The sequence below is a fragment of the Enterocloster sp. genome (genome assembly GCF_057861365.1).
This window is the reverse complement of record NZ_DBMACH010000001.1, coordinates 310841-333262: the sequence shown is the minus strand read 5'-3', so window position 1 is coordinate 333262 and position 22422 is coordinate 310841. Positions and strand designations below refer to the sequence as shown.

The 22422-nt window shown below is 45.5% G+C and carries 25 protein-coding genes and 2 tRNA genes; 6 read left to right on the top strand and 21 right to left on the bottom strand.

Going from position 1 to position 22422, the window contains the following annotated elements:
- Window positions 1-15 precede the first annotated feature (15 nt).
- The 10 genes from ACZM6M_RS01675 to ACZM6M_RS01630 all read right to left on the bottom strand — a co-directional run bounded on the left by ACZM6M_RS01675 (window position 16) and on the right by ACZM6M_RS01630 (window position 7575).
- Entirely contained in the window at window positions 16-426 is a 411-nt protein-coding gene (locus tag ACZM6M_RS01675; RefSeq protein ID WP_419504529.1) for a hypothetical protein, read from the bottom strand.
- Complete coding sequence (locus ACZM6M_RS01670) at window positions 423-953, bottom strand: DUF4860 domain-containing protein (protein ID WP_066546491.1); 531 nt, start codon at window positions 951-953, stop codon at window positions 423-425. The genes ACZM6M_RS01675 and ACZM6M_RS01670 overlap by 4 nt, the downstream gene beginning before the upstream one ends.
- Window positions 954-964: 11 nt before the next feature.
- Window positions 965-1228 carry a hypothetical protein gene (locus ACZM6M_RS01665; protein ID WP_417301027.1) on the bottom strand — a complete coding sequence of 88 codons (264 nt, stop codon included), beginning with the start codon at window positions 1226-1228 and terminating at the stop codon, window positions 965-967.
- 81 nt (window positions 1229-1309) lie between these two features.
- Window positions 1310-2368 carry a type II secretion system F family protein gene (locus ACZM6M_RS01660; RefSeq protein ID WP_417045603.1) on the bottom strand — a complete coding sequence of 353 codons (1059 nt, stop codon included), beginning with the start codon at window positions 2366-2368 and terminating at the stop codon, window positions 1310-1312.
- Window positions 2369-2385: 17 nt separating this feature from the next.
- Window positions 2386-3354 carry a transglutaminase-like domain-containing protein gene (locus ACZM6M_RS01655; RefSeq protein ID WP_337433717.1) on the bottom strand — a complete coding sequence of 323 codons (969 nt, stop codon included), beginning with the start codon at window positions 3352-3354 and terminating at the stop codon, window positions 2386-2388.
- 23 nt (window positions 3355-3377) lie between these two features.
- Window positions 3378-4121 (bottom strand): 23S rRNA (guanosine(2251)-2'-O)-methyltransferase RlmB, encoded by a 744-nt coding sequence (gene rlmB, locus ACZM6M_RS01650; RefSeq protein ID WP_066546476.1) that lies wholly within the window; start codon window positions 4119-4121, stop codon window positions 3378-3380.
- 14 nt (window positions 4122-4135) lie between these two features.
- A complete protein-coding gene (locus ACZM6M_RS01645) occupies window positions 4136-4591 on the bottom strand; it encodes a Mini-ribonuclease 3 (RefSeq protein WP_066546474.1) in 456 nt (151 codons plus the stop codon).
- Window positions 4576-5985 (bottom strand): cysteine--tRNA ligase, encoded by a 1410-nt coding sequence (cysS, locus tag ACZM6M_RS01640; protein ID WP_337933499.1) that lies wholly within the window; start codon window positions 5983-5985, stop codon window positions 4576-4578. Before cysS ends, ACZM6M_RS01645 begins: the two co-directional genes overlap by 16 nt.
- Window positions 5986-6023: 38 nt before the next feature.
- Window positions 6024-6572, bottom strand: coding sequence for a 2-C-methyl-D-erythritol 2,4-cyclodiphosphate synthase (gene ispF, locus ACZM6M_RS01635; RefSeq protein ID WP_296035165.1), 549 nt, complete (start codon window positions 6570-6572; stop codon window positions 6024-6026).
- 76 nt (window positions 6573-6648) lie between these two features.
- Window positions 6649-7575, bottom strand: a complete 927-nt coding sequence (locus ACZM6M_RS01630; RefSeq protein ID WP_337433715.1) for a diacylglycerol/lipid kinase family protein — start codon at window positions 7573-7575, stop codon at window positions 6649-6651.
- Between the two features lie 319 nt (window positions 7576-7894).
- Between ACZM6M_RS01630 and ACZM6M_RS01625 the strand changes: the two genes are divergently transcribed.
- A tRNA-Val gene (locus tag ACZM6M_RS01625) sits at window positions 7895-7967 on the top strand.
- A gap of 18 nt (window positions 7968-7985) precedes the next feature.
- Window positions 7986-8059: transfer RNA gene (locus ACZM6M_RS01620), tRNA-Met, on the top strand.
- Window positions 8060-8120: 61 nt separating this feature from the next.
- Here the strand turns inward: ACZM6M_RS01620 and ACZM6M_RS01615 are convergent.
- The 6 genes from ACZM6M_RS01615 to ACZM6M_RS01590 all read right to left on the bottom strand — a co-directional run bounded on the left by ACZM6M_RS01615 (window position 8121) and on the right by ACZM6M_RS01590 (window position 13039).
- Window positions 8121-9434 carry a tyrosine-type recombinase/integrase gene (locus ACZM6M_RS01615; RefSeq protein ID WP_489489437.1) on the bottom strand — a complete coding sequence of 438 codons (1314 nt, stop codon included), beginning with the start codon at window positions 9432-9434 and terminating at the stop codon, window positions 8121-8123.
- Between the two features lie 206 nt (window positions 9435-9640).
- A complete protein-coding gene (locus ACZM6M_RS01610; protein WP_489489435.1) occupies window positions 9641-10570 on the bottom strand; it encodes a rolling circle replication-associated protein in 930 nt (309 codons plus the stop codon).
- 103 nt (window positions 10571-10673) lie between these two features.
- A complete protein-coding gene (locus ACZM6M_RS01605) occupies window positions 10674-11384 on the bottom strand; it encodes a helicase HerA domain-containing protein (protein ID WP_489489433.1) in 711 nt (236 codons plus the stop codon).
- Between the two features lies 1 nt (window position 11385).
- Window positions 11386-12129, bottom strand: coding sequence for a hypothetical protein (locus ACZM6M_RS01600; protein WP_489489432.1), 744 nt, complete (start codon window positions 12127-12129; stop codon window positions 11386-11388).
- Entirely contained in the window at window positions 12126-12452 is a 327-nt protein-coding gene (locus ACZM6M_RS01595; RefSeq protein ID WP_489489431.1) for a hypothetical protein, read from the bottom strand. The genes ACZM6M_RS01600 and ACZM6M_RS01595 overlap by 4 nt, the downstream gene beginning before the upstream one ends.
- A gap of 419 nt (window positions 12453-12871) precedes the next feature.
- Complete coding sequence (locus ACZM6M_RS01590; RefSeq protein WP_489489430.1) at window positions 12872-13039, bottom strand: toxin-antitoxin system protein; 168 nt, start codon at window positions 13037-13039, stop codon at window positions 12872-12874.
- A gap of 101 nt (window positions 13040-13140) precedes the next feature.
- On the opposite strand from ACZM6M_RS01590, the gene ACZM6M_RS01585 reads away from it, so the two are divergent.
- Both ACZM6M_RS01585 and ACZM6M_RS01580 read left to right on the top strand, forming a co-directional pair.
- Entirely contained in the window at window positions 13141-13944 is an 804-nt protein-coding gene (locus tag ACZM6M_RS01585) for a hypothetical protein (RefSeq protein WP_489489429.1), read from the top strand.
- A 409-nt stretch (window positions 13945-14353) separates the two neighbouring features.
- Window positions 14354-14776, top strand: a complete 423-nt coding sequence (locus tag ACZM6M_RS01580) for a bacteriohemerythrin (RefSeq protein WP_066546460.1) — start codon at window positions 14354-14356, stop codon at window positions 14774-14776.
- Window positions 14777-14836: 60 nt separating this feature from the next.
- On the opposite strand, the gene ACZM6M_RS01575 is transcribed toward ACZM6M_RS01580, so the two are convergent.
- From ACZM6M_RS01575 to ACZM6M_RS01565, 3 genes are all read right to left on the bottom strand, one after another.
- Entirely contained in the window at window positions 14837-16762 is a 1926-nt protein-coding gene (locus ACZM6M_RS01575) for a PTS fructose transporter subunit IIABC (RefSeq protein WP_417301092.1), read from the bottom strand.
- Window positions 16763-16765: 3 nt separating this feature from the next.
- On the bottom strand, window positions 16766-17686 hold the full coding sequence (gene pfkB / locus ACZM6M_RS01570; protein ID WP_066546450.1) for a 1-phosphofructokinase: 921 nt from the start codon (window positions 17684-17686) through the stop codon (window positions 16766-16768).
- A 174-nt stretch (window positions 17687-17860) separates the two neighbouring features.
- Window positions 17861-18721, bottom strand: coding sequence for a MurR/RpiR family transcriptional regulator (locus ACZM6M_RS01565; protein ID WP_066546447.1), 861 nt, complete (start codon window positions 18719-18721; stop codon window positions 17861-17863).
- Between the two features lie 232 nt (window positions 18722-18953).
- Between ACZM6M_RS01565 and ACZM6M_RS01560 the strand changes: the two genes are divergently transcribed.
- Complete coding sequence (locus tag ACZM6M_RS01560; protein WP_066546445.1) at window positions 18954-19619, top strand: phosphatase PAP2 family protein; 666 nt, start codon at window positions 18954-18956, stop codon at window positions 19617-19619.
- A gap of 79 nt (window positions 19620-19698) precedes the next feature.
- Here the strand turns inward: ACZM6M_RS01560 and ACZM6M_RS01555 are convergent, their stop codons facing one another.
- Window positions 19699-20718: a glycosyltransferase family 2 protein gene (locus ACZM6M_RS01555; RefSeq protein WP_296035152.1), complete on the bottom strand. Its 1020-nt coding sequence runs from the start codon at window positions 20716-20718 to the stop codon at window positions 19699-19701.
- Between the two features lie 45 nt (window positions 20719-20763).
- Window positions 20764-21213 carry a CPBP family glutamic-type intramembrane protease gene (locus tag ACZM6M_RS01550; protein WP_419043065.1) on the bottom strand — a complete coding sequence of 150 codons (450 nt, stop codon included), beginning with the start codon at window positions 21211-21213 and terminating at the stop codon, window positions 20764-20766.
- A 151-nt stretch (window positions 21214-21364) separates the two neighbouring features.
- Between ACZM6M_RS01550 and arcC the strand changes: the two genes are divergently transcribed.
- A complete protein-coding gene (gene arcC / locus ACZM6M_RS01545; protein WP_337433712.1) occupies window positions 21365-22297 on the top strand; it encodes a carbamate kinase in 933 nt (310 codons plus the stop codon).
- Window positions 22298-22422: the final 125 nt, after the last annotated feature.

The following is a 22422-nucleotide window of genomic DNA, read 5'->3' as shown; positions in this document are numbered from 1 at the left end:
CTCCCGCTTCTTTTTTCAAGGCTCATACTGGCTGCCTTCCAGGCTGTAGATCACAGTACCGTCTGTTTCTTTATCCCTTTTTGTCACATCCACCCGGATCTGCTTCATAGAATCATCCATTTCTACTGTGATCTCTGCCTCATAGGCCAAAACAGCTCCTGACTCTGCCGCCTCCCTTTGCGTATATGCCTTCCAGTCCTTATCCCAGACCGTCTGAAGCTCTTCCTCTCGTTTCCCGGATTTCAGCTCTTCCATCAGGCTCTGGGCCGCAAGCACAGCATGATTCAGATCATCTGCCTTCCGGCTCAACCGGTCTGCTCCTGCAAATACAGAAACACAGATGGAGGCACAGACAATAAAAAAACCGACGACTGCCAGCATCTCCATCAAAAACGGTCCTGAACCGGACCCGCTTCTTCTGTTCATCCTTCTATCCCCCCGCTTTCCGACTCACCAAAAACAGGATTTTCAGCCAGACTGCCGCTTCTAAGAGAAAGAGACAGAGTTCCCCCGTTCTCCCCTTCCGTACGGATATGGAGAACATTTCCCTCTCTGGAAAAAGACAGTCCTTCACATTCCAAAATTTCCAGACCATCCTCCAGTCCAAGGCCGCTGCCGGTATCAGTAAAAAGCTCCCTGATACTGCCGTCCAGCCAGTAAATCCAGGTCACATAATCTGTCCCGCCAATCTGCTGGCGAAGCTCCAGCACCTGCGTTCCTTCTATTTCTTTTATGTCTGTCATCCCGGCACGGTCTCCCTGACGCACCTTATTTGCTATATAGCTTAAGGCAGTGGAGCTGCTGAAATTTTTATCGCTTCTGGCAGTGATATTTTCATACACGCGGCTTCCTGTCAGCACGGTAAAAAGAGCGCTTAAAATAAATACCAGAAACAGCAGCATGGTAAAAAGGCCGCCCATCAGCTGACCTCTTTTCCCCGTTTTCCGCTCCATACGTTTCCCTCCTATTCCATAACAGGCACTACTGTGATATCCGGCATCACATTGGAGGCAAAGCCATCATAAAACACATTGTATTTTTTCCGGTTGATCATTACCCCGTAATGCTCCTCCAGATACTCGATACTTGGCGGATATCTCCCCTCAATGGCATAGCACTGTACACTTGCTCTTGCTATGGCCTTTTTCAGGGTTTCCTGATCTCTGGCTGTGGTTCTCTCTCCAAACTGTACAGAGAACAGGGTAAAAAACAGGATTGCTGCCATCATAAGGAGCATCGAGCCGATCATGCCCGCAAGGCCCCGTCCTCTTCGGTCCTGCCCGCGTTTTACTCTCATATCCAGCTCCTCCTAACCGATTGCAGAAAGCACGCCTACCAGAGGCAGCATCACGGAAAGCAGCACCAGTCCCACTGATACAGCCAGCACAGCTACGATCGTAGGCTCAAACCGGGTGATCATTCCGTCAATGGCAGAATCCGCCATTTCCTCATAATCCCCGGAAATTTCCTCCATTACCTGATCCAGATGGCCGCTGCGGCTTCCCACCTTAATCATCTGAATATAAAAACCGGAAAAAAGCCCTGCTGCCTTCATGGCGTCATAGTAGCTTTCTCCCTCTTCCAGACGTCTGGAGCAGTCATCGATCTGACCGGCCACTGTTTCATTTTCAGCCAGCTCTTTGGCTAATTCCATACTCTTTTCCAGTTCCAGCCCGCTCTTTAAGGTCAGAGCCAGCACAGAGGTAAAGCGGCGCAGCGCAACTGCTCTGGCAATACGGCTGCGGTTTTTTACTGCTGCGACGCCCTTTTCCACCAGTGAAAAACGCTTTCCGAAACGGGCAGCAATCCATATCACGGCCGCAGCTGCACCAGTTACAGCTGCCAGAACCAATGCTGCGCCGCTTAAAATACCTCCCAGACGGATTGCTGCTGCAGCCGCAGGCGGAAGGCTGGCTCCCAGCTGCTCATATACCCTTGAAAACACCGGCATTACCTTTGTAAAAAGCACGAATAGAACCACTAACAGCATGAGAATCATCATTGCGGGATAAGTGGCCGCATTTTTTACCGCCTTTAAAAGCCTGGCTTCTTTCTCATAATAATCAGAAAGGGATTTCATCATCTGATCCAGCGTACCTGTCTGCTGCCCCAGTCTGGCCATACGGACGATATAGGGGGGAAACACGCCTGTATCCTCCAGCACCTTAAAGAAAGGATCTCCAAGTTCTGCGCCCTCTGCCATATAAAGAAGCATGGCCTTTTCTTTTTCCTCTGCCGCATCCTCTGCCATGATCGTCAGCCCTTCCTCCAAAGGCACAGCCGCCTCCAGCAAAAGGGCAATCTGTAAGCAGAAGGCGGACAGCTCCTCATAGGAATACCGATCGTATTTCTCCCCCTGTTTTTCCATTTTCTCTGTCCTCCTGACTAATAGCTGTATTTCGCCTGGTAATTGGCTCCGTTTCCTATATACTGCATAATCTCCTGGCTCTGGTTGCCGGAGGATGCAAAGGTCGGATCCATCAATTTCCAGCTGGTTCCGTCAAAATAAATGATATTGTCCACCCAGCCCTGGCCTTCCAGATATACATTGATCCAGGCGTGATACAGGTTTCCTGTATATCCCACCACCAGCTTGGTGGGAATGTCCTGAGAACGGAGCATAGCCGTCATAAGAGCCGCATAGTCAAAGCAGATTCCTTTTTTCTGGGCCAGCACCAGATCCACATTGGGAAGATAGCCGGACTGTACGGAACTGGCCTTTGCCGTATCATAAGTCAGATTCTTAACCACATAGTTGTAAACAGCCGATACCACGCCAAGCTGATCTGTAACGCCTGCCGAAAGCTCTGCTCCCTTTTGAACTGCCGCACTGGCAGAATTAAAATTCACATACTGGTTGGGATACAAAAAAGGACCGAAGGGATTGGAAATGGATACGTCCAGATTCTGGCTGAAGGCCTGGGAATACTGATTCCCCTGAATATTTTCAAACACCTTTACCTGATAGGAGCCGTTTCCCTCCGAAAGAGGAAAAACTTCATAAACACCGCTGTTATTTAAATCATATGTATATGTTTCTGAACCGTTTTTGGAAATCTGAACCTTAATTTTTCCTACACTGCCGGTATATTTCACCATTAGATAGCCCTCAGATGTATTGGACGCATCCAGAGTGGCCTTATCATTTTTATATACCGTCACACCGGAAGCAATGGGAGTACGCACATAGCTTCCGGCAGGCTTATCATACAGCGGCACCTGTGTATCCTCGATCACTGCTGTCTGAGACGCTTTTGCCGGAAATGCTCCAAAAAGGCCACAGACACCTACCACAGCGGCTGTCAGAACCGCTGCCCCGGAAATGTTTCTTCTGTTTTTTCGGATTCTCTCCATTCTTTCTTCCTCTTTCCAAACTGCTATTTTGCCAGCCTCTGGCGGACAATCTCATAGGCCAGAACACCTGCTGCCACAGAGGCATTTAACGAATCAATATCTCCCTTCATGGGAATGGAAGCTGTCATATCACAGTGCTCCCGAACCAGCTTGCTGACGCCCTCGCCTTCATTTCCGATCACAAGGCCGATGGGGCCTGTAAGATTCATGCGGTACATCACGTCCCCGCCCATATCGGCGCAGACAAACCACAGCCCCTTTTTCTTAAGATCCTCCATCACTGCGGTAAGGTTCGTCACCTTTGCCACAGGGGTATAATTAAGCGCACCGGCTGAAGTCTTGGCCACCGTGGCAGTCAGCCCCACTGCCCTGCGCTTTGGGATAATGACGCCGTGAGCACCAGCCAGATTGGCTGTACGGATAATCGCTCCCAAATTATGGGGATCCTCAATGCCATCCAGCAAAAACAAAAAGGGCGGCTCTCCTTTTTCCTCTGCCAGCTTAAGCATATCCTCCACCTGGGCGTATTCATAGGCAGCCGCATAAGCAATCACTCCCTGATGCTTTCCCGTCTCAGAAAGCTGATCCAGACGCTCCTTAGCCACATAGTTGATAATTGTGTCGTGTTTTTTCGCTTCCCTTACGATGGTGCGCACCGGGCCGTCCTGGCAGCCATCCAGAACAAACAGCTTGTCAATGGTCTTTCCGGAACGAAAGGCCTCCAGCACTGCATTGCGTCCCTCTATGGTCAGTTCTTCGTATCTCATGAAATGTTTCTCCTTTATATTTCCTCAAAGGCTCCTATTTTTTCAAGCCCCAGGCTGATCAACTCTGCAAGACGCTCAAATCTCTCTTCCAGAAACAGCCAGCCCACCAAAGCCTCCATGCCTGTAGCAGTACGGTAATCTGCCATAGTAGCGTGTTTTGCCATGGTAACGGATTTGGCATTGCGCCCCCGTTTATAGACCGCGTGCTCCTGAGGCGTAAGCTCCTCTTCAATGGAGCGGATAAGCTGTGCCTGCGTGCCTGCGTTTACCAGCATCGCGCTTCGTTTATGCATCTTATTTACCTGCATACTTCCACGGTTAATTACTCTGGCGCGGATCATCACCTCATACACCGCATCTCCAATGTAAGCAAGAACCAACGGAGAATAGGAACCGGCATCTACCGGTTCCAGTCTCATGGTCTTTTTATAGTATGCAAGGAAGTCCTTTAATGTTATGCTCTCTTCCACTTTACGCCCTCTCTGGTATCCTCCAGCACGATTCCCATATCCAGAAGCTTTCCGCGGATCTCATCGGCAAGAGCAAAGTTTTTCTCTTTTCTGGCCTGCTGTCTGGCTGCGATCATGGCTTCGATCTCCTCGTCCAGCACCTCTGTCTTCCGCTCTGTGATAATACCAAGCACCTCGCACAGACGTGAAATCAGATCTTCAAGGCCCTTTACATAAGCTGCGGTGGAATCAGCATCTGCTGTAGAGTTAGCAAGCTTTACCAGCTCAAACACAGCGGAAACCGCATCCGCCGTATTAAAATCATCCTCCATGGCAGCCTCAAATTTCTCTCTGAGCCTGTCAGCCTCTGCCATTTTCTCTGTCTCGGCTGCTGTCATATCACCGGCCTGAGCCTTTGCCTTCAGTTCCCGCAGCTTATCCATGCAGGTCATAATGCGTTCCAGGCCGTTTTTGGAAGCCTCCATCAGCTCGGCACTGAAATTAAGAGGACTGCGGTAATGGGCGCTGAGCATGAAGAAACGCAGTACCTGCAGATCATATTTCTCCGCAATATCCCGGACAGTGAAGAAATTCCCAAGGGATTTGGACATCTTCTTATTATCAATATTTAAAAAGCCGTTGTGCATCCAGTATGCGGCAAAGGGCTTATCATTGGCGCACTCACTCTGTGCAATTTCATTTTCATGGTGAGGGAAGATCAGATCCTCGCCCCCTGCATGGATATCAATGGAATCTCCCAGATAGCGCTTTGCCATCACAGAGCACTCAATATGCCAGCCCGGACGGCCCTGGCACCATGGAGACTCCCAGTAAGGCTCTCCCTCTTTCTTGGGCTTCCAGAGCACAAAATCATTAGGGTCTTCCTTGCCTTCTTCACCCGTTACCTTAATCTCACGAAAGCCAGACTGAAGCTCATCTAGGTTTTTGTGGGACAGCTTGCCGTATTCTGCAAAGGAACGCGTCTTAAAGTACACCGTGCCGTCCTCTGCCACATAGGCGTGTCCCTTGTCGATCAGGGTCTGGATCATATTGATCATTCCCTGAATCTCCTGAGTTGCCTGCGGATGTACCGTAGCAGGCTCCACATTCATATCCTTCATATCCTTTTTGCACTCTGCAATATAGCGCTCGGAAATAATATGGGCATCTACGCCTTCTTCATTGGCCTTTTTGATGATTTTGTCGTCCACATCCGTAAAGTTGGAAACAAATTTCACCTTATATCCCTTGTATTCAAAATACCGGCGCACAGTGTCAAACATGATCATGGGACGGGCATTTCCGATATGGATCAGATTGTATACCGTAGGGCCGCACACATACATTTTCACCTCTCCCGGTGTAATCGGCTTAAATTCTTCTTTTCTCCTGGTTAATGTATTAAATATTTTCATACGATTTCTCCTCGCTTATGATCATTCAGAAACACTGTTCACTTCTGCTCGCAGCCGCAGCCTGAGCAGCCCGGACAGCCTTCTGTCATTATTTTATTATCATAGCAGTAATCCGCTGTTTCCGTCAATAATGTAATTGCCTGAGAAGCAATTCCCTCTCCGCTTCCCGTAAATCCCAGCCCCTCCTCTGTAGTGGCTTTTACGCTGACTCTGGACGGATCCAGATGAAGGGCCTCTGCAATATTCTCTTCCATCTGAGGACGGTAGGAGGCCAGCTTTGGCCTCTGAGCGATGATCGTAGCATCAATATTTTCAATCACATAGCCCTTTTCCTCCAAAAGTGCACCTACCTTACCCAGAAGCTCTATGCTGGAAATCCCCTTATAAGCAGGATCTGTATCCGGAAAATGCTGTCCGATATCTCCCAGAGCCGCTGCCCCTAAGAGCGCATCCATCACGGCATGGATCAGCACATCTGCATCCGAATGGCCTAAAAGCCCCTTTTCATAAGGTATCTCCACGCCTCCCAGAATAAGCTTACGGCCCTCTGTGAGCCTGTGAACATCATAGCCTTGTCCGATTCTCATGTTTCTGTCTCCTCTATTTCGTTCTTTTGATCACAATTCTTTTTAACAGTTCATATTACCGGCCGGAACAGCCGTATTATATCCCCATTCGGATCTGCCGCGAAATGCACTCTGCCCGCAGATCTGTCTGAGTACCGCAGAATTCTCCATCCACATGAATGGGAAGAGGGGCGTCTGTGTGAATGGAAACCTCTCTGCATTCAAACATCCGTGCTCCCTTATGCTTCTTAAAACGGCCGGTCAAAGCCTGCAGCATCACAGGGATCAGCCGTTTTCTGGAAGAATGGCTTACCACACAGACATTCATCCTGCCGTCGCTTCCGTCTGCTCTGGGAGCAAAAACAAAACCGCCTCCCTCTGATGGCTGAATGTGACAGGATATAAACAGGATATGATTAAATTCCACTTTTTTTACACCATCCAAAAGGATATATCCCCGGCTGGACCGGCATCCTGCCGCCTGGCAGAGTCCAAGAAGAAAACAAAAAAGTTTTCCAAGACCCAGCCGCCCCATAATGCCCCGCAGCCTGGAAGCGGATGCCGCACAACACACAGCAGCATCAAATCCCATACCGGCGCTTACCATAAATCTCCGATGAGAAATCTCACTGGAACCAAGAGAGAGCACCCCGTAATCTACCATTGAAAAATGTCTGGGATACAGCTGTTTTTTCAGACAGCGTACGGTACGTTTGGGAATGTGGAGACAGCGGGATAAATCATTTCCCGTGCCTGCCGGAATATAACCCAGATCAAAAATCCCATGAAGGACAGCTCCATCAAGAACCTCATTGACCGTTCCGCTTCCGCCGACCACGATCAACAGGCCTGGCTGGCGTTTCTTCTCCGTCAGTTCTCTGGCAGCAATCCTCGCATCACCGACGCTGCCGGTAAGTACCGCTTCATATTCAATATTGTGCAGATCCATATAGCAGGCAATGGCTTTCCACACTCTCCTGCCTCTGCCGGAGCCTGCACTGGGATTTACAATAAAATAGTACATAGGGGCGTAGGGTCCTTTCCTTTCGTCCACACAGCGGAAAGCACAAGCCTGCGCCCGTCCGCCGATGGCAGCATCTACTCTGGAATAAGTATACCACGCCCGCCCCCAAATGAATATAAACCATTAAAAAATTTTCTATAAAATATCGAAAAAATAAATGCTCTCCCATCTCTGAAAATGCCGGAAAACCAGCAAAAATAAGGGCAAAAAAACTTTTTTAAAAAAAATTCAAAAAAGTGTTGACAATTACCACAATTTATCATATACTGTACAAGCAGTCGCGAGTGAGACAAAAACAAACAAGCGACACACTGGATACGGGGTCTTAGCTCAGCTGGGAGAGCATCTGCCTTACAAGCAGAGGGTCACAGGTTCGAGCCCTGTAGGCCCCATCCATTTCAATTAAATATGGCGGAATAGCTCAGTTGGCTAGAGCACACGGTTCATACCCGTGGTGTCGAGAGTTCGAATCTCCCTTCCGCTACTCTGAAACCCTTGAAGAATCAAGGGTTTCTTTGTTTTTGGTTTGAGTACCTTTGAGTACCTCAAATCGCTATCCTGCAATCTGCAATTCCATTTTCATTAACCAGCGCATTTTCAAAAAGTTGTGCTGTCTCCTGTTTCCCCATCCGATTGTAGCAGTAGTTGGAAAATGTTGTACGCTCATCCGTATGTCCTACTACTTTCCGAATTTCATTGATATTGATACCGCTGTCAATCAATGCGGATATATATGTTTTCCGCACCTTATGAAAACTCTTTTCCATAATGTCGCATTGTTTACAGTATTTTGAAATCCGGTACTTGATTGTACGGGTAGTCATTCTTTCTCCATTATTCAGAAACAAAAATTCTTTATTAGACCAGCCGTTCATCTGGTTGGATGCCCGAATCGCCTCAATGAGTTTGAGGGCCTGCGGAACCAAAGGAACCTCACGGATACCGGCATCAGTTTTTGCATTATCCACAACCGTCCGCTCTATTAGGCGAATATGTTCTAAATCGGAGTAATCATACACTTCTTCCTCCATCCTTTGAACATAGAGAACATTGCCTATTATATCCGAATCCTTGATAGCCGCCATCTCTCCCAAACGGAGACCTGTCAGAAATCCAAGAGGAACCGTAAGGGGAGCAGTATTCAGAGGATTATTATTAAAATCCTGCAAAGCTGCCTCTATAATTCTGGGTGTCTCATCTAAGAGAAATACTTGTGATTCATCATTCTTCTTGACAGTTTTTCTAAGCATTTTCTTTTGCAGTTTAATTTGACGGAATGGATTTTCCGAAATAATTCCAAGAGGATCAACGGCATAGTCTAACATCTGCCGTATCAGAATTGTCATGGTATAGTAGCAGGTCTTTGTCATATCATGTTGCTTAATCATCTTATGCGCCCACAGGTCTAATTCTGTTACTGTAAGCTCTATAATAGGCTTGTCTATGAGTTTTGGATATGGGAGATAGAATTTCTTCCAATCGCAATTAAAACGCCGTATGGACGCTGTGGCGCGTGTATGAGCGCCTTTCCATTCAATCCAGATGGGATATAATTCTCTAAGGGTCAATTCTTTCCCTTTTTCCTGCTTTTCCCAATCTTTATAAAAGTCAATGACAGCCTGCTTGATTGCTGTTTCCGAAGTTCTTTTCAGCTTTCGCCTCCCTTGCTTCTGGGGCTTGTCTGGCAGATATGTGTACCATTTACCGTCCTTCCCCTCATATATGTCATATCTGTGCAACGATAAATAATATTCTTCCTTCTTCATGTTGAGCACCTGTTGCACATCCTCGATGTTTAATATACCACTGGCAAGAGCCTCTTGCAAGACCGCCATATCCTTTGCACTTATTTTATTCATTTACGCCACCTTTTGGTGGTGTAAGGATTCAATAATATTTGATTTTGGAATTATGATTAGATTTTTGATTGATTTTTTGATTTGGAATTTTTATATGTAAAATATTTTGGAATAATATATGTTTTCAATATAATTGTTGTTTTGTGTTATTTTTTGTAGTTTTTATAATTGTTTGTTTTATTTAAGTGAAGCCCTACACCCTGTTTTTAATCTTTGAATGGAGAGTCAAATAAAATCTCCCCTGTCTCTATGTCTACTTCTGGTTCCCATTTTCTGTATTCATACAGAACATCTCTTTTTTGCCGAAGTTCTTTGATATGGGTATCTTCCTGTACCAGATTTGAAATCCCTATATCCCCACCATCAAACCATTTGATTTTGACATATTCATTTTCAAAATCCCAGTAAATGGAATCGGGATTCATTTTTCCCCTTTTTACCACTTTTGCGCGTTGCAATCCCTGAGAAGCATAGTATAAATGACCTCCCAGATTTTGGACACCTGCACCGAAACTTTTCGTAATGTATTTAGTAACATAAGCTGAGGCCGCCTGTAAATTTCTTACCGGTTCAATATCGCAAAATCCAAATTTTTGGCGGTAGGCTGGCCAGTCATAAATATGCATACCCTGTTTCAATTTTTTTCGTAAATACTGAGGGAGTTTTTCTTCTAAGGAAAATAATCTTAAATAATCCGGTGGAATACCTTTTAAAAATCCATGCATATGCCATCCACCCTTCTTGTGCTGTTCTGGAATTACCAGATACTTGATATTCAATCTCTGCTTTTTTCCATACTCTCGTATAAACCGTGAAAAATCCGTCCTAAATTTAGGGAGATTTTCTCTGTCATATTTTTCTGGATCAAGGGTAATTGTTAAAAACCAATCCCATTCGTTGCACAATGCCAATTCATACACTGTATTTCTGGCTCGAATCAAATTGTTTTCCAGTTTCTTTTCGTTGACAGTGTTCTTTTCAGCAGGAGCCGCCCTTCCATCACAAACACCACTCTGGCGCACCTTATAACAGTAGGTCAGCTTTTGTCTTTGTCCGTTATAGTCCTTTAAAATAGCTATGTTATTTTGATATGGCCTTGTACCTTCATAAATGGGATAGAATGTATTTTTGTCCATTTTGATATACCTTCTGTCACTTTATGATATTAAGTCAAGTAGAAGGCAGGCGGCAGAGCCGCCCACCATGCCGCCTTGCTTACGCTTCGCACGCAGGCGGCAGTTATCTCTGTACTGCTTTTTGAATATACTCATTTAATAATTCATGGTTCCTTACTTGCGGAACCACAAAGGGAGTAAAATTTGTTCCGTTGATAGTCAAATAGCCTGTACCTTGTCGGCGGTTTGATTCCATCTGCTTTTTATAATCATGGAACATCATTTCTTTGCCTTCTTCTGAGAGGTTTCCCATAGCCATTACAAGGTTGATACAATCTCTTGACTGGATATAGGCTACATCAAGCCGTTGCATACATAGAAGCGCATGAACATTAAAAGAACGCCCCAGCATCAACAAGATAGCCAGCTTCTTTTTTTCTTCTTCAGCAACCTTCTTATCTAAACTGAGGATATAACTCGCCCATTCATCCCATACCAGCAATAGAAAATTCCGGTTATTATCTTTGCCAGATTGCCGGTTCAGAAAACAGTTGTAAAAATTATCCAGTCCTTTTTTACATTCTGCATAACGATAAAATCTTTCTGCACCTGCGAGAAAGGAAAAATCCGAATCCCCTTTGAAATCGCAGATAAAAAATTGACTGCTGGGGCATTTGAGGGAAATCCGTGCCAGTAAAATCTTTTCAGCATAGGTTTTTCCACTACCTGTGGTTCCGAATATGGCCCCATGAGGGGCCACATCCGTATCCCAGAGGATATATTTTTCTATGCCGTATTGTAGATATGCTTCGTTTAGAAACAGCTCACATTTCATCTTAGAAATTCCGGTCGTATGGGTTGAAGGCATTACTGTCGTTCATGTTGCTGTAAAGCCGAGTTGTCCTATATCGCAAGTAGCTTTCGTTTGTAATGGCTACGTCAATCTGGATATAGCGCCCCAAATCTTGAACCCCATCTACCATGATTGCAGGATAAGCCATTCCGTTGTAAAAGGTGGTAGTTTGAGTTATCCCCATTAGTTCACGGTTGTTCAAGCGTCGTTCCAACACGCTCTGAATGATTCCCATAGCCTCAAACGGGTCTGTTTTGACAGACGGCTCTTGTTTTCCGCACAGAAAATGAAAAATTGCCGCATTGCTCACAATGTCATGATGAACGGGGGCTTCAATCTGGCTGGGAGTAGAGGGGATACGCAAATGAAGCATATCGGCGGTCTCCGCAAGTATGGAAACCATGTTCGTCCTTAATAAATTGTAAGTGCTATTCAGAAATACAGGGTCGTAGCCAGTCTGTGTTGCCTCTGGCAGAGCAGGAGCAGCTTTTTTCTTGGGGAAGAAGCCTAATACAAACAGTGCCACGATAACAATACAGCCGACCGCTGTTGTTATGGTTTCCCAATTTGCGGAAAGCAGATATAGAATTCCGCTTAAAACTGTTGTGAGCGAGAATAGTCCAAACAGCATTAGAAAGGCGTGCATTGTCAGTTTCCAAAACTTTTTTTCGTTAAATAAATCGCATAAATACTCAATGTATTTCATCCAGAGATTCCAGAGATTCATGAGCGTCCTCCTTTAATTATCAGCTTTTCCGCCTTGCCAGAAACCTTAAAATCATTGTCTGATTTGTAGTATACCCCCACAAAACCTTCTGCTTCAACATAAATGACATCGTCAGCATTTTCAATCTCGTCATTTGTTATTATGGGAGCAGGCGTAGGAACTTTCACTGAAACTTTCTCGTATTCCGGTCGTCGAATCAAAATATAATTCGTTCCGAGCAACTTTTCAGTTCTCTGGTTGCCATTGTACTCATACCAGGGTCGGCTTTCCGCCAAAATTGCCCCTTTCGGGAACACCTGTTCCCAAGTTAAATAAATTTTCAATTTCTCACCTCCTTTAGAAAACAAAAAAATAGGCCATTCCCAGAAACCTCCGGAAAAAGCCTATTTATTCCAATAAAAAAGCAGAATCCTACGGTAATCTGAGAAAACATCATAAGATGTTAGCAAATGCTCGTTCGAGCTACTCAGCATTACCTGTGGAGTCCGCAAAGGTTATTTAATCGTTGTTCTTCGAAATTTACAAATCCGAAAAATCCCTTCTCTTAAAAAATATGATGATTTGCATGGCGAAGACATTTGTGATTGTTGTCCTTGTTCAACCAGTAAGCAGTAAGCCGCTAGTATACAACTACCACACCTATAGTGGCAGTTCCTACACAAAGAATAAATTTCTTTGGTATGAAAAATATATCACAAAAATCTTCTGGAAGCAAGTCTAAAAACATAAAAATTCTATAAAATCATAAGTTTTTTGTTTCACCAAAAAGTTCCTTTTGGGAAAGATAGTCCTTTAATATCAAATTTATAAATTGAGAGAAAGAGCGATCATCATTATCTGCCAGTTCTCTGATTGTTTCTACAACGGTAGAATCCAAAGTAATACTTACTTTTGTTTTTAAAGGTTTCATATTTAAGCAACTCCTTTTACTACAATATATCATTTTGTCATACTCAATATTGACAAGTAGGATAAAGTAAGATTACATATAAAACCATTAGGAGGACAGGTATGAAAATAACAAAATTAGTAGTAGTCACAGCAGCATTAACTTCTGTTATGGCAACAAGTGCATTTGCTGGAACATGGCAGACGGGAACCGGAGAAAATCAAGGAAAATGGTGGTATGACAATGGCAATGGTTCCTATACCAGCAACGGCTGGCAGTGGATTGATGGAAATGGAGACGGAACAGCAGAGTGCTATTATTTTGATTATAATGGATGGCTATTGACTAACACTACCACACCGGATGGGTACACTGTGAACGGAGATGGCGCATGGGTGGAAAATGGAACAATTCAAAGCAAAAAGGTTATGAACGATAACGAACCCACTCAGAATATGGCAGGGAAATATGCTTATTACAAAACACAACTCTATGTAAAGAATGAAGCGACACAGTCATATGAGCTTTATGCTGAAACACCAGTGCATGAAGAGAGAGATTATACAGGTTATGATGCAGTTTTAGATGAAAGATATGAATTAGGAGTAGGAGGAGATTTTAGTTGTTTTATTGAAATAAAGAACGCTGAAAATGGTACTATAGAATATATTGATGACATCTATGGTGATTATATCTATGAATTACAAGGAAATGAATGGATTCGTATAGGAAATCGAAATATAGATACGAAAGAGATTACTATTTATGAAGAAGCTGTAAAATGGGGTATCATTGGATTCGAACAGGATGCATTTTCTCTTATCAACAAATACACTGGAAAATTAATAAATGAAGGGCATCCAATGAATGAACTGGCTGGAAAAGAATTGATGGAAAAAACAGTTTTTAAAAGATATGAGTCTTAACATGCAAATACGATACTAAGTAGTAATCAAGAGGTTGATGGACACAAGCGTCTATCAACCTCGTTTTAGTATTATGAGTTATTCTCAACCATACAAAAATCTGTCAAGAACAGGCTTTCGTTTGTAACCACAAATTCTTGACAGATTTTTCTTCTAACCCACTAGATATTGAAAAAATAGATTTGAGTACCTTTTTGAGTACCTTGGCATGAGAGGATGTGCAAACCCTTTCTTTTCTATGTATTTGAGAGCGACCATGAGAGTTCGAATCTCCCTTCCGCTACTCTGAAACCCTTGAAGAATCAAGGGTTTCTTTGTTTTTGGTTTAAGTACCTCAAATCATTCGTAGACTTTCCCGCCTCCCCGTGGTATACTTTTGCTATACCATGAAAGCAGGAGGATTTAAGCCATGTATGCAGAATTTACAGATGACCTGATCACAGGAAATGAAATGATCGACAGCCAGCACAGAGAGCTGATCAGCCGGATCAATGACCTCTTAGTCAGCTGTGAGAACCGTTCCAACCAGAGCGGAGCTGCCAGATTATTAAATTATCTGGCAGACTATACGGATTTCCATTTCAAAGAGGAAGAGGCATTCCAGAAGGAAATCGGATATCCGGGCCTGAAGGAGCATCTTGAAAAGCATGAGGAGCTGCGCCGTACCGTACAGGAGCTTCACGATATGCTTACAGACGAAGAAGGCCCTTCTGACGCCTTTGTTTCCAAGGTGGCAGAAAATGTAAGAGACTGGCTCTACTACCACATCAAAGGCTTTGACCGTTCTGTGGCAGAGTACAAGTATATGCGCGACAGCGCCGACCGCATCTAACTGAATTTTTGCACAGCAAAAGCCCGGCCATACCTGATCAGCCGGGCTTGTTTCTATCTGTTATTCTTCTGTATTTTTCTTAAGAAGCCCAAGAATCAGGCATCCTGCGACAGCTCCTCCCATCACAGCAGCCAGATACATAAGAGGATTTCCAATGGTAGGGAGTACGAAGATGCCGCCGTGAGGCGCCCTTAAGGTACAGCCGAATGCCATGGAAAGGCCTCCTGCAGCCGCCGCTCCGATCCCACAGGCAGGAATCACGCGAAGGGGATCCTGTGCTGCAAAGGGAATCGCTCCCTCTGTGATAAAGGATAGTCCCATAATATAATTTACAATGCCGGACTGGCGTTCTTTTTCTGTAAACTTCTTCTTAAAAAATGTAGTGCACAGGGCAATCGCGATCGGCGGAACCATACCACCGGCCATCACTGCAGCCATTACCTCAAAATTCCCCTCTGCCAGCTGGGCAGTACCAAATACATAGGCCGCTTTATTAAAGGGACCTCCCATATCAATAGACATCATAGCCCCCAGTACCATTCCAAGCACAATACGGCTGGCACCGCCCATTCCATTTAAGAAATGTGTCAGTCCATCATTGATCATACCCATATATGGGTTGATCAGTGTAGTCATTACAGCAGCCACAAAAATCCCAAGCACCGGATAAAGAAGCACCGGCTTGATACCTTCTAAGGATTTGGGCAGTCTGGAAAAAATCTTTTTAAGCCCCAACACCAGATAACCGCCCGCAAAGCCTGCAAAGAGAGCTCCGAGAAAGCCTGCATTTACATCACCACCCGCAGGATTTGCAAAGGTACAGCCCATTTTCGCCACCATACCAGCTACCATTCCTACTGCAAGTCCCGGACGGTCTGCGATACTCATGGCAATGAAGCCTGCAAGGATCGGGAGCATCATTCCAAAGGCCTGTTCGCCGATGGTCTTTAAATATGCAGCCAGAGGGGTATTTTTTCCAAAATTGGACGGATCAATGGAATAATCGTCAAGCAGAAACGCTAACGCAATGAGGATGCCGCCACCGATCACAAAGGGAAGCATATGGGATACGCCGTTCATCAGATGCTTGTAAATGGTTCTTCCAATACTTTTATCTCCTTCCGCTTCTGCCTCGGAGGTTCCGCCCTCATGGTGATATACCGGCACTGTACCGCTGACTGCTCTCCGGATCAGCTCTTCTGCCTTGTGGATGCCGTCTGCCACCGGAACCATGATAACGGGCTTTCCGTCAAAACGCGCCATTTCCACATTCTTATCTGCCGCAACAATGATTGCTTCTGCCTCCCTGATTTCCTCTTTCGTAAGAATATTCTGAGCGCCGCCGGAACCATCCGTTTCTGCTTTCAGGGAAATCCCCAGTTTTTTCCCTGTATTTTCCAGATTTTCAGCAGCCATATAGGTATGGGCAATTCCTGTGGGACAAGCAGTGACTGCCAGCACGCGAAAGCCTGTTTTTTCCGGTTCTGCTGCCTTTTCCGGTTCATCCATTTCTTCTTTCTTCCCAAACCGCTCCGTTTCCGCCTGATCGATAACCTCCAGGAACTCCTCCTTTGATCCTGCATGGATCAGAGCTTCCTTAAAACCAGGATTCATCAGCAGGGTGGAAAGCCGGGATAATGCCTCCAGATGTACGTCTTCTCCTCCTGCCGGAGCTGCGATCATAAAAATCAAATTGGACAGAGAGCCGTCAAACGCCTCATAATCCACACCCTCAGGCACTGTTATGGCTGCCAGCCCCGGTTCCTTTACTGCTTCTACCTTTGCGTGGGGAATGGCAATCCCTTCCCCGATTGCTGTGCTCCCCAGGCTTTCTCTTGCAAGAATCCCTTCCTTATAACCGGCTCTGTCATTCAGCCTCCCCCCTGCATCCATAAGGGCGATGAGACGATCAATAGCCTCCTCCTTGGAAGCTGCCTTCACTCCCAGTTCAATGCTTTGCTTTTTCAACAATTCTGTGATCCGCATCCTCTACTTCCCTCCATTTTCTGTAAGCTGTGCAAACAGCTCCATGATCATTTTTCTGCTTCCCATACCATCTGAAAATGCCGTCGCTCCTCCGCTGGCCGTTCCCAGACGCAGCGCATAATCGTAATCTCCTGTTTTTAAATATCCTGCCAGAAATCCCGCCACCATGGAATCGCCTGCTCCTACGGAATTTTTCACCGTTCCACGGCACACTCCCAGTCTGTGGACTTTTCCATTTTCATCGACCAGGATTGCTCCGTCCTTTGCCATGGACACCAGCACATTGACCGCTCCCCGGTCTTTTAGGCTCATGGCGCCATCGATGATCTCCTTCTCCGTCTTTAGTTCCTTTCCAAAGATCTGCCCCAGCTCATGGTTATTAGGTTTGATCAAAAAAGGCTTTAATGGAAGTACCTCTGTCAGCAGATCCCGTTCTGCGTCTACAGCAATGCACACGCCCCGATCCTTTAACTGTTCCATGATCCTACGGTAAATATCATTTCCCACAGCAGCCGGTATGCTTCCGGAAAGCACCAGCACATCCCCGCTCCCTAAACGGTTCAGCTTTTCAAACAGCGCTTCCACATCCTCAGGCCGGATATCCGGGCCCATCCCGTTAATCTCCGTTTCTTCCTCCGATTTCAGTTTCACATTGATACGTGACATTCCACTTTTTACATGGATAAAATCGGATGAGATCCCAAATGCTTTTAACCCCCTTTCAATTTCTTTTCCCGTAAATCCGGCCACAAACCCCAGAGCTGTGCTCTCAACTCCCAGATTTGCCAGCAACACAGAAACATTGATCCCTTTTCCTCCACAGAAAATATCTTCCTTTACTGTACGGTTGACCTTTCCCTGAGCAAAATGATCCACAGCGATCACATAGTCCAGAGCCGGATTAAAGGTAACTGTGTAAATCATATGTCATCTCCCCTTGTTTATAAGAAATTTAATTTCACATCTATACTATAGTACGATATTTATTTTTCGTCAATATTATTTCTTACGAAATTTTGTTTCTCTTATATTTTCATCACTTCAAACAAAAAGACGGCCTCTGCCTGTCAGATACCGTCTCTTTTTTGTACATTTTACCTATATTTCGTTTTTATCCGAGGAAATAGCTTCCTCATGGCGGCGGATATGTTCCATAGCATCCTTCTTTCCCGCCCGCAAAAGAAGATATAAAATTTCAATCACCGCCGTGGCTGTGACCCGTGAAAACCAGAATTCTTCTGTAAGAAGCTTTTCTCTGGTGGCCGTAATAATTTTATGATCACAGATCGAAGCCAGAGGCGAATCCGGGTTATTCGTGATCAGCACCAGCGTACTCCCATTTTCTTTTGCTCCCTGAGCCAGTGTGTTTAACCGCCTGGAAAAACCGGAATTGGAAATAAGGAGCACCACATCCTCCGGCCCCAGATTAAAGGTATAAGCTGCCTGCGTTTCCCAGATGTCTCCGGCCACAGACGGAATACCCAGCTGATTAAACTTAAAAGCGCCGTCCAGAGCCACAGGGATCGTATTTCCCACTGCAGCCAGCTGAACCATACGGGCCTTTTCCAGCTTTTTAAGGATTTCTTCCAGGCTGTGTATATCCATCATACGGACCGTTTCTGTCAGCTCCGCAACCTTATTTGCCAGAATATTGTTAAGTGACTGGGACAGATTCTCCCGGTCAATATCATTTGTCACCTTCCGGCTGTCCTGTTCTTCCCTGAGCACCTCTCTGGCCAAAGCCAGCTTTAGGCTCTGGAATCCCTTAAACCCGCATCTGCGACAAAATCTGGATACCGTAGCGTCGCTTGTGCCGCTGGCTCTTGCCAGCTCCCCCACCGTCATATCTACTGCCTGGGCCTTGTGCTCCATGATATAATCCGCAATCTTCTTTTCCGCCTCAAAAAAGCTGTCATAGAAAGAACAGATCACGCCTAATACGCTTCGTGCTTCACTCATGCCATGTCCTTTCATTTACATGTAAATTTATTTCATATAATAATGATAACACAAGATACATAAAATGAAAAGACGCAGTTTGCAGGGCAACTTCTTAAAGCTCTCGAAACTTTATTAAGATTTCTGTCCAGCTCTTGTTTTTCCATTTTTACCGTGCTATAATTTTGCACATCTACAAATTTTAACAGTTCCTTTACATTCGTTTTAAACTCTTAGAAAGGGAAACAGTTCTATGAAACGAGTTTGTGATTTCTTCCGCAAATACAGCCATATATGGCTTTTAAGTTATTTTTTTATCTATATTCCCTGGTTCTGTTATCTGGAAAAAACAGTGACACGCGATTATCATCTCATGCACGCCCCTCTGGATGATCTGATTCCTTTTAATGAATATTTTATCATTCCCTATCTTCTCTGGTTTGCTTTTGTAGGAGTGACGCTGATTTACTTCCTTATTAAAAGCAAAGAGGATTATTACCGGATGTGCACCTTTCTGTTTTCAGGCATGACCATCAGCCTGATCATCTGTACCTTTTTTGAAAATGGTACCAGTCTGCGTCCGATTCTTGACCCCGATAAAAATATTTTTACTGCTGCCGTGGCTGCTCTGTACCGTACCGATACCTGTACAAACGTATTTCCGAGCATCCATGTATACAATTCCATCGGTACCTATATTGCCATCCATAAAAGCCCTCTGTTTCAGGGAAAAACTGCCTTAAAGGCAGGCGCAGCCATTTTAACCGCAGCGATCTGTCTTTCTACTGTATTTTTAAAGCAGCATTCCGTGATCGACGGAGTCGGCGCAGGAATTATGGCTGCTATGATGTATCATCTTGTTTATGCCTGCAGCCCTGTGGAAGAAGAAAAAAAGATTGTGGAAAAAATTTTAGAATAAGGATCATGGCTGCAAATAAACCAAATAAGCCGCCGGGAAAGCATATCATTTCGCTTCCCCGGCGGCTCTTTTACTTTAGTTAGTTAAATCCATAAAACTTCTGTGTGATCTTGTATCCCAGGATCAGCAGCTCTCTTCCGCCCTTTCCCGGCAGGTTACAGCCCTGTCCCAGAAATCCCCAGCGCAGACGCAGCCACAGAGGGAAATTCTGCTTTTTGAGCTCATTCCACAACTCCTTCTTTTTAGCCAGATTCTCCGCAGTCCCTGACTTGATCGCTAAAACGGAGCAGACAGTCATCATAATTTCCAGATACTGGATCATGTAATGGCGCAGCTTTGGATTGGATATTTTAGTGGCATCATAGTAACCGAGCATGAGCCTCGTAACCCTGAGCTGCTGGTCAATGCGGCCGATCATCACGGATTCATTGACAGACTGATCCGTTCTTCCGATAAAATAGCGGTAAAAATTCACATCCAGATAGTACATATTTTTTACATGGGGAAGGGGCTGGTAGACGAAAATATTGTCTACATAAAAGGTATGCTTGGGAAGCTCCAGCCCGCATTCCTTTAAAAGCTGTGTCCGGTAAATTACGGAATGCATGAGTATGTACTGACCGATCATGAAAAATTTTACATCCTTCCATCCAAAGACGCAGTCCTTTGGAAAGGCGGTATGGTATTTCATCACCTTTTTACGTCTTGCTCCCTCTTTTTCATATACGAAATTGGTCACCAGCATATCCAGAGCTTCCCCCCGGTAAACGAACCGGCGCAGGGTTTCCAGAACCTTCTGATATGCTTCCTCATTTACCCAGTCGTCGCTGTCTACGACTTTGAAAAATACGCCCGTTGCATTTCTCAATCCCGCATTGACAGCTTCGCCATGACCGCCGTTTTCCTGATGGATCGCGCGGCAGATACCGGGATAGCGCTTTTCATATTCATCTGCGATCTCAGCCGTCCGGTCCTTTGTGGAACCGTCATCTACGATCAGAATCTCCACCTCATCCCCTCCAGTGAGAAGAGAACGGATGCAGTGCTCCATATAAGCTTCTGAATTATAACAGGGTATCGCTACTGAAAGTAATTTCACGTTTTTTCCTCCTTGCGTGTATGCAGATAAGGACGGCAGGCAGCTTTAGCCGAAGGCCAGCAGGGCTGCCCCATTGGCAGCCGCGTGCATCAGCACCGCCATCCCGTATTTTCCCCAGGGACATTTCTCATATCCCCGTGCCAAAACAAAGCCCAGTAAAAAGGCGTAAAGGCCCTGAATCATGTTTGCGTGGTAAAAGCCAAAGGCCAAAGCTGAAAGAAAAGCTGCTGCTTTCGGCCTAAGCTTTCTTCTTAGAAGTCCATAAATGCCCAGCCGGAATACCGCCTCCTCCATCACCGGCGCCGCCGCCAGGGTAAGCGCCAGATAATACGACTGGCTCATACGCTCTGCTGTCTGTACTTCCCCATAAGAAATCAGCCAGCTCTCAGGCCAGGGGATCAGGCGTACCAGTATATTTCCTGCCAAAGCAGCAAGCACCGTCCCAAGGAGCAGCCTCTGCCACCCCGGAGGGAGAAATGATTTCTTTTCCACCATCTGTGTATTCCTCAGTATGTCTGTATTTTGCTGCATGATGCCAGTATATCACGGGTGCATTTCTTTTTCCAGTATCTTTTTTCGTTGCATTTTCAGAGATAATAAATTAAAATAGATATAACAACATCGCATACAAAGAGAGGGACTGAATATGGCAAAAAAACGCATTGTAATGGCTATTGGCCACAAGGATATGGGAACTAATCTTCCGGAACAGAAGGAAGCAGTACAGCGCACTGCAAAGGTGATCGCCGACTTTATCCAGGAGGGCTGGCAGGTCGCTATCGTGCACAGCAACGCCCCGCAGGTCGGCATGATCCACACTGCGATGAACGAGTTCGGACGCCAGCATGACGGCTACAGTTCTGCCCCCATGTCTGTCTGCTCCGCCATGAGCCAGGGCTATATCGGCTATGATCTGCAGAACGGCATCCGCGCCGAGCTGATCCGCCGGGGCATCTATAAGCCTGTAAGCACTGTTTTAACTCAGGTAACGGTAGATCCTTATGATGAAGCCTTCTATACTCCTGTAAAGGTGATCGGAAGAGTGATGAACCGTGAAGAGGCAGATGAGGAAGAGGCAAAGGGAAATCATGTGAAGGAGGTGGAAGGAGGCTTCCGCCGTATCGTGGCATCTCCCCATCCTGTAGCCATTGTAGAGATCGACGCCATCAAGGCTCTTTTAGATGCTGATCAGATCGTCATCGCCTGCGGCGGCGGCGGTATTCCGGTTATGGAACAGGGGTACAATCTCCGGGGTGCCAGCGCGATCATTGAAAAAGATCTGGCAACAGGCCTTCTGGCAAAGGAAACCGATGCCGATGTAATGATGATCCTTACCAGCGTGGACAATGTTACCTTAAATTACGGTACAGACCATGAAGAGCCCATCAAAAACATGACCATCGACCAGGCGAAGGATTACATCAGTCAGGGACAGTTTGAATTTGCCTCCATGCTTCCAAAAATCTCCGCATCCGTAGACTTTTTAGAGTGCGGAAAGGGACGCAAGGCAATTATCACCTCTCTTGACAAGGCCGAAGAGGCTTTGAAGGGCGAGGCAGGAACGACTATAAACGGATAACTGGATATACTGTCAATTCTGAGGGAGCCCATAGGGCTCCCTTTATTTTCTGCTTTAGAATTTTACCATACAACAAAAGGATGCTGCAAAACAAAACTTATATGTTCTGTTTCTGCAGCATCCTT

Excerpts from the sequence above, each read along its gene's own strand:
- ACZM6M_RS01670 (WP_066546491.1), bottom strand. The coding sequence starts at position 953 with ATGGAGCGGAAAACGGGGAAAAGAGGTCAGCTGATGGGCGGCCTTTTT.
- ACZM6M_RS01605 (WP_489489433.1), bottom strand. The coding sequence starts at position 11,384 with ATGAAATGTGAGCTGTTTCTAAACGAAGCATATCTACAATACGGCATA.
- ACZM6M_RS01550 (WP_419043065.1), bottom strand. The coding sequence starts at position 21,213 with ATGGTGGAAAAGAAATCATTTCTCCCTCCGGGGTGGCAGAGGCTGCTC.
- ACZM6M_RS01600 (WP_489489432.1), bottom strand. The coding sequence starts at position 12,129 with ATGAATCTCTGGAATCTCTGGATGAAATACATTGAGTATTTATGCGAT.
- ACZM6M_RS01585 (WP_489489429.1), top strand. The coding sequence starts at position 13,141 with ATGAAAATAACAAAATTAGTAGTAGTCACAGCAGCATTAACTTCTGTT.
- ACZM6M_RS01610 (WP_489489435.1), bottom strand. The coding sequence starts at position 10,570 with ATGGACAAAAATACATTCTATCCCATTTATGAAGGTACAAGGCCATAT.
- ACZM6M_RS01675 (WP_419504529.1), bottom strand. The coding sequence starts at position 426 with ATGAACAGAAGAAGCGGGTCCGGTTCAGGACCGTTTTTGATGGAGATG.
- ACZM6M_RS01560 (WP_066546445.1), top strand. The coding sequence starts at position 18,954 with ATGAAACGAGTTTGTGATTTCTTCCGCAAATACAGCCATATATGGCTT.
- ACZM6M_RS01565 (WP_066546447.1), bottom strand. The coding sequence starts at position 18,721 with ATGAGTGAAGCACGAAGCGTATTAGGCGTGATCTGTTCTTTCTATGAC.
- ACZM6M_RS01665 (WP_417301027.1), bottom strand. The coding sequence starts at position 1,228 with ATGATGGCAGCAATCCTGTTTTTTACCCTGTTCTCTGTACAGTTTGGA.
- ispF (WP_296035165.1), bottom strand. The coding sequence starts at position 6,572 with ATGAGAATCGGACAAGGCTATGATGTTCACAGGCTCACAGAGGGCCGT.
- ACZM6M_RS01575 (WP_417301092.1), bottom strand. The coding sequence starts at position 16,762 with ATGCGGATCACAGAATTGTTGAAAAAGCAAAGCATTGAACTGGGAGTG.
- ACZM6M_RS01580 (WP_066546460.1), top strand. The coding sequence starts at position 14,354 with ATGTATGCAGAATTTACAGATGACCTGATCACAGGAAATGAAATGATC.
- pfkB (WP_066546450.1), bottom strand. The coding sequence starts at position 17,686 with ATGATTTACACAGTTACCTTTAATCCGGCTCTGGACTATGTGATCGCT.
- cysS (WP_337933499.1), bottom strand. The coding sequence starts at position 5,985 with ATGAAAATATTTAATACATTAACCAGGAGAAAAGAAGAATTTAAGCCG.
- ACZM6M_RS01630 (WP_337433715.1), bottom strand. The coding sequence starts at position 7,575 with ATGTACTATTTTATTGTAAATCCCAGTGCAGGCTCCGGCAGAGGCAGG.
- ACZM6M_RS01655 (WP_337433717.1), bottom strand. The coding sequence starts at position 3,354 with ATGGAGAGAATCCGAAAAAACAGAAGAAACATTTCCGGGGCAGCGGTT.
- arcC (WP_337433712.1), top strand. The coding sequence starts at position 21,365 with ATGGCAAAAAAACGCATTGTAATGGCTATTGGCCACAAGGATATGGGA.
- ACZM6M_RS01660 (WP_417045603.1), bottom strand. The coding sequence starts at position 2,368 with ATGGAAAAACAGGGGGAGAAATACGATCGGTATTCCTATGAGGAGCTG.
- rlmB (WP_066546476.1), bottom strand. The coding sequence starts at position 4,121 with ATGAGATACGAAGAACTGACCATAGAGGGACGCAATGCAGTGCTGGAG.
- ACZM6M_RS01615 (WP_489489437.1), bottom strand. The coding sequence starts at position 9,434 with ATGAATAAAATAAGTGCAAAGGATATGGCGGTCTTGCAAGAGGCTCTT.
- ACZM6M_RS01590 (WP_489489430.1), bottom strand. The coding sequence starts at position 13,039 with ATGAAACCTTTAAAAACAAAAGTAAGTATTACTTTGGATTCTACCGTT.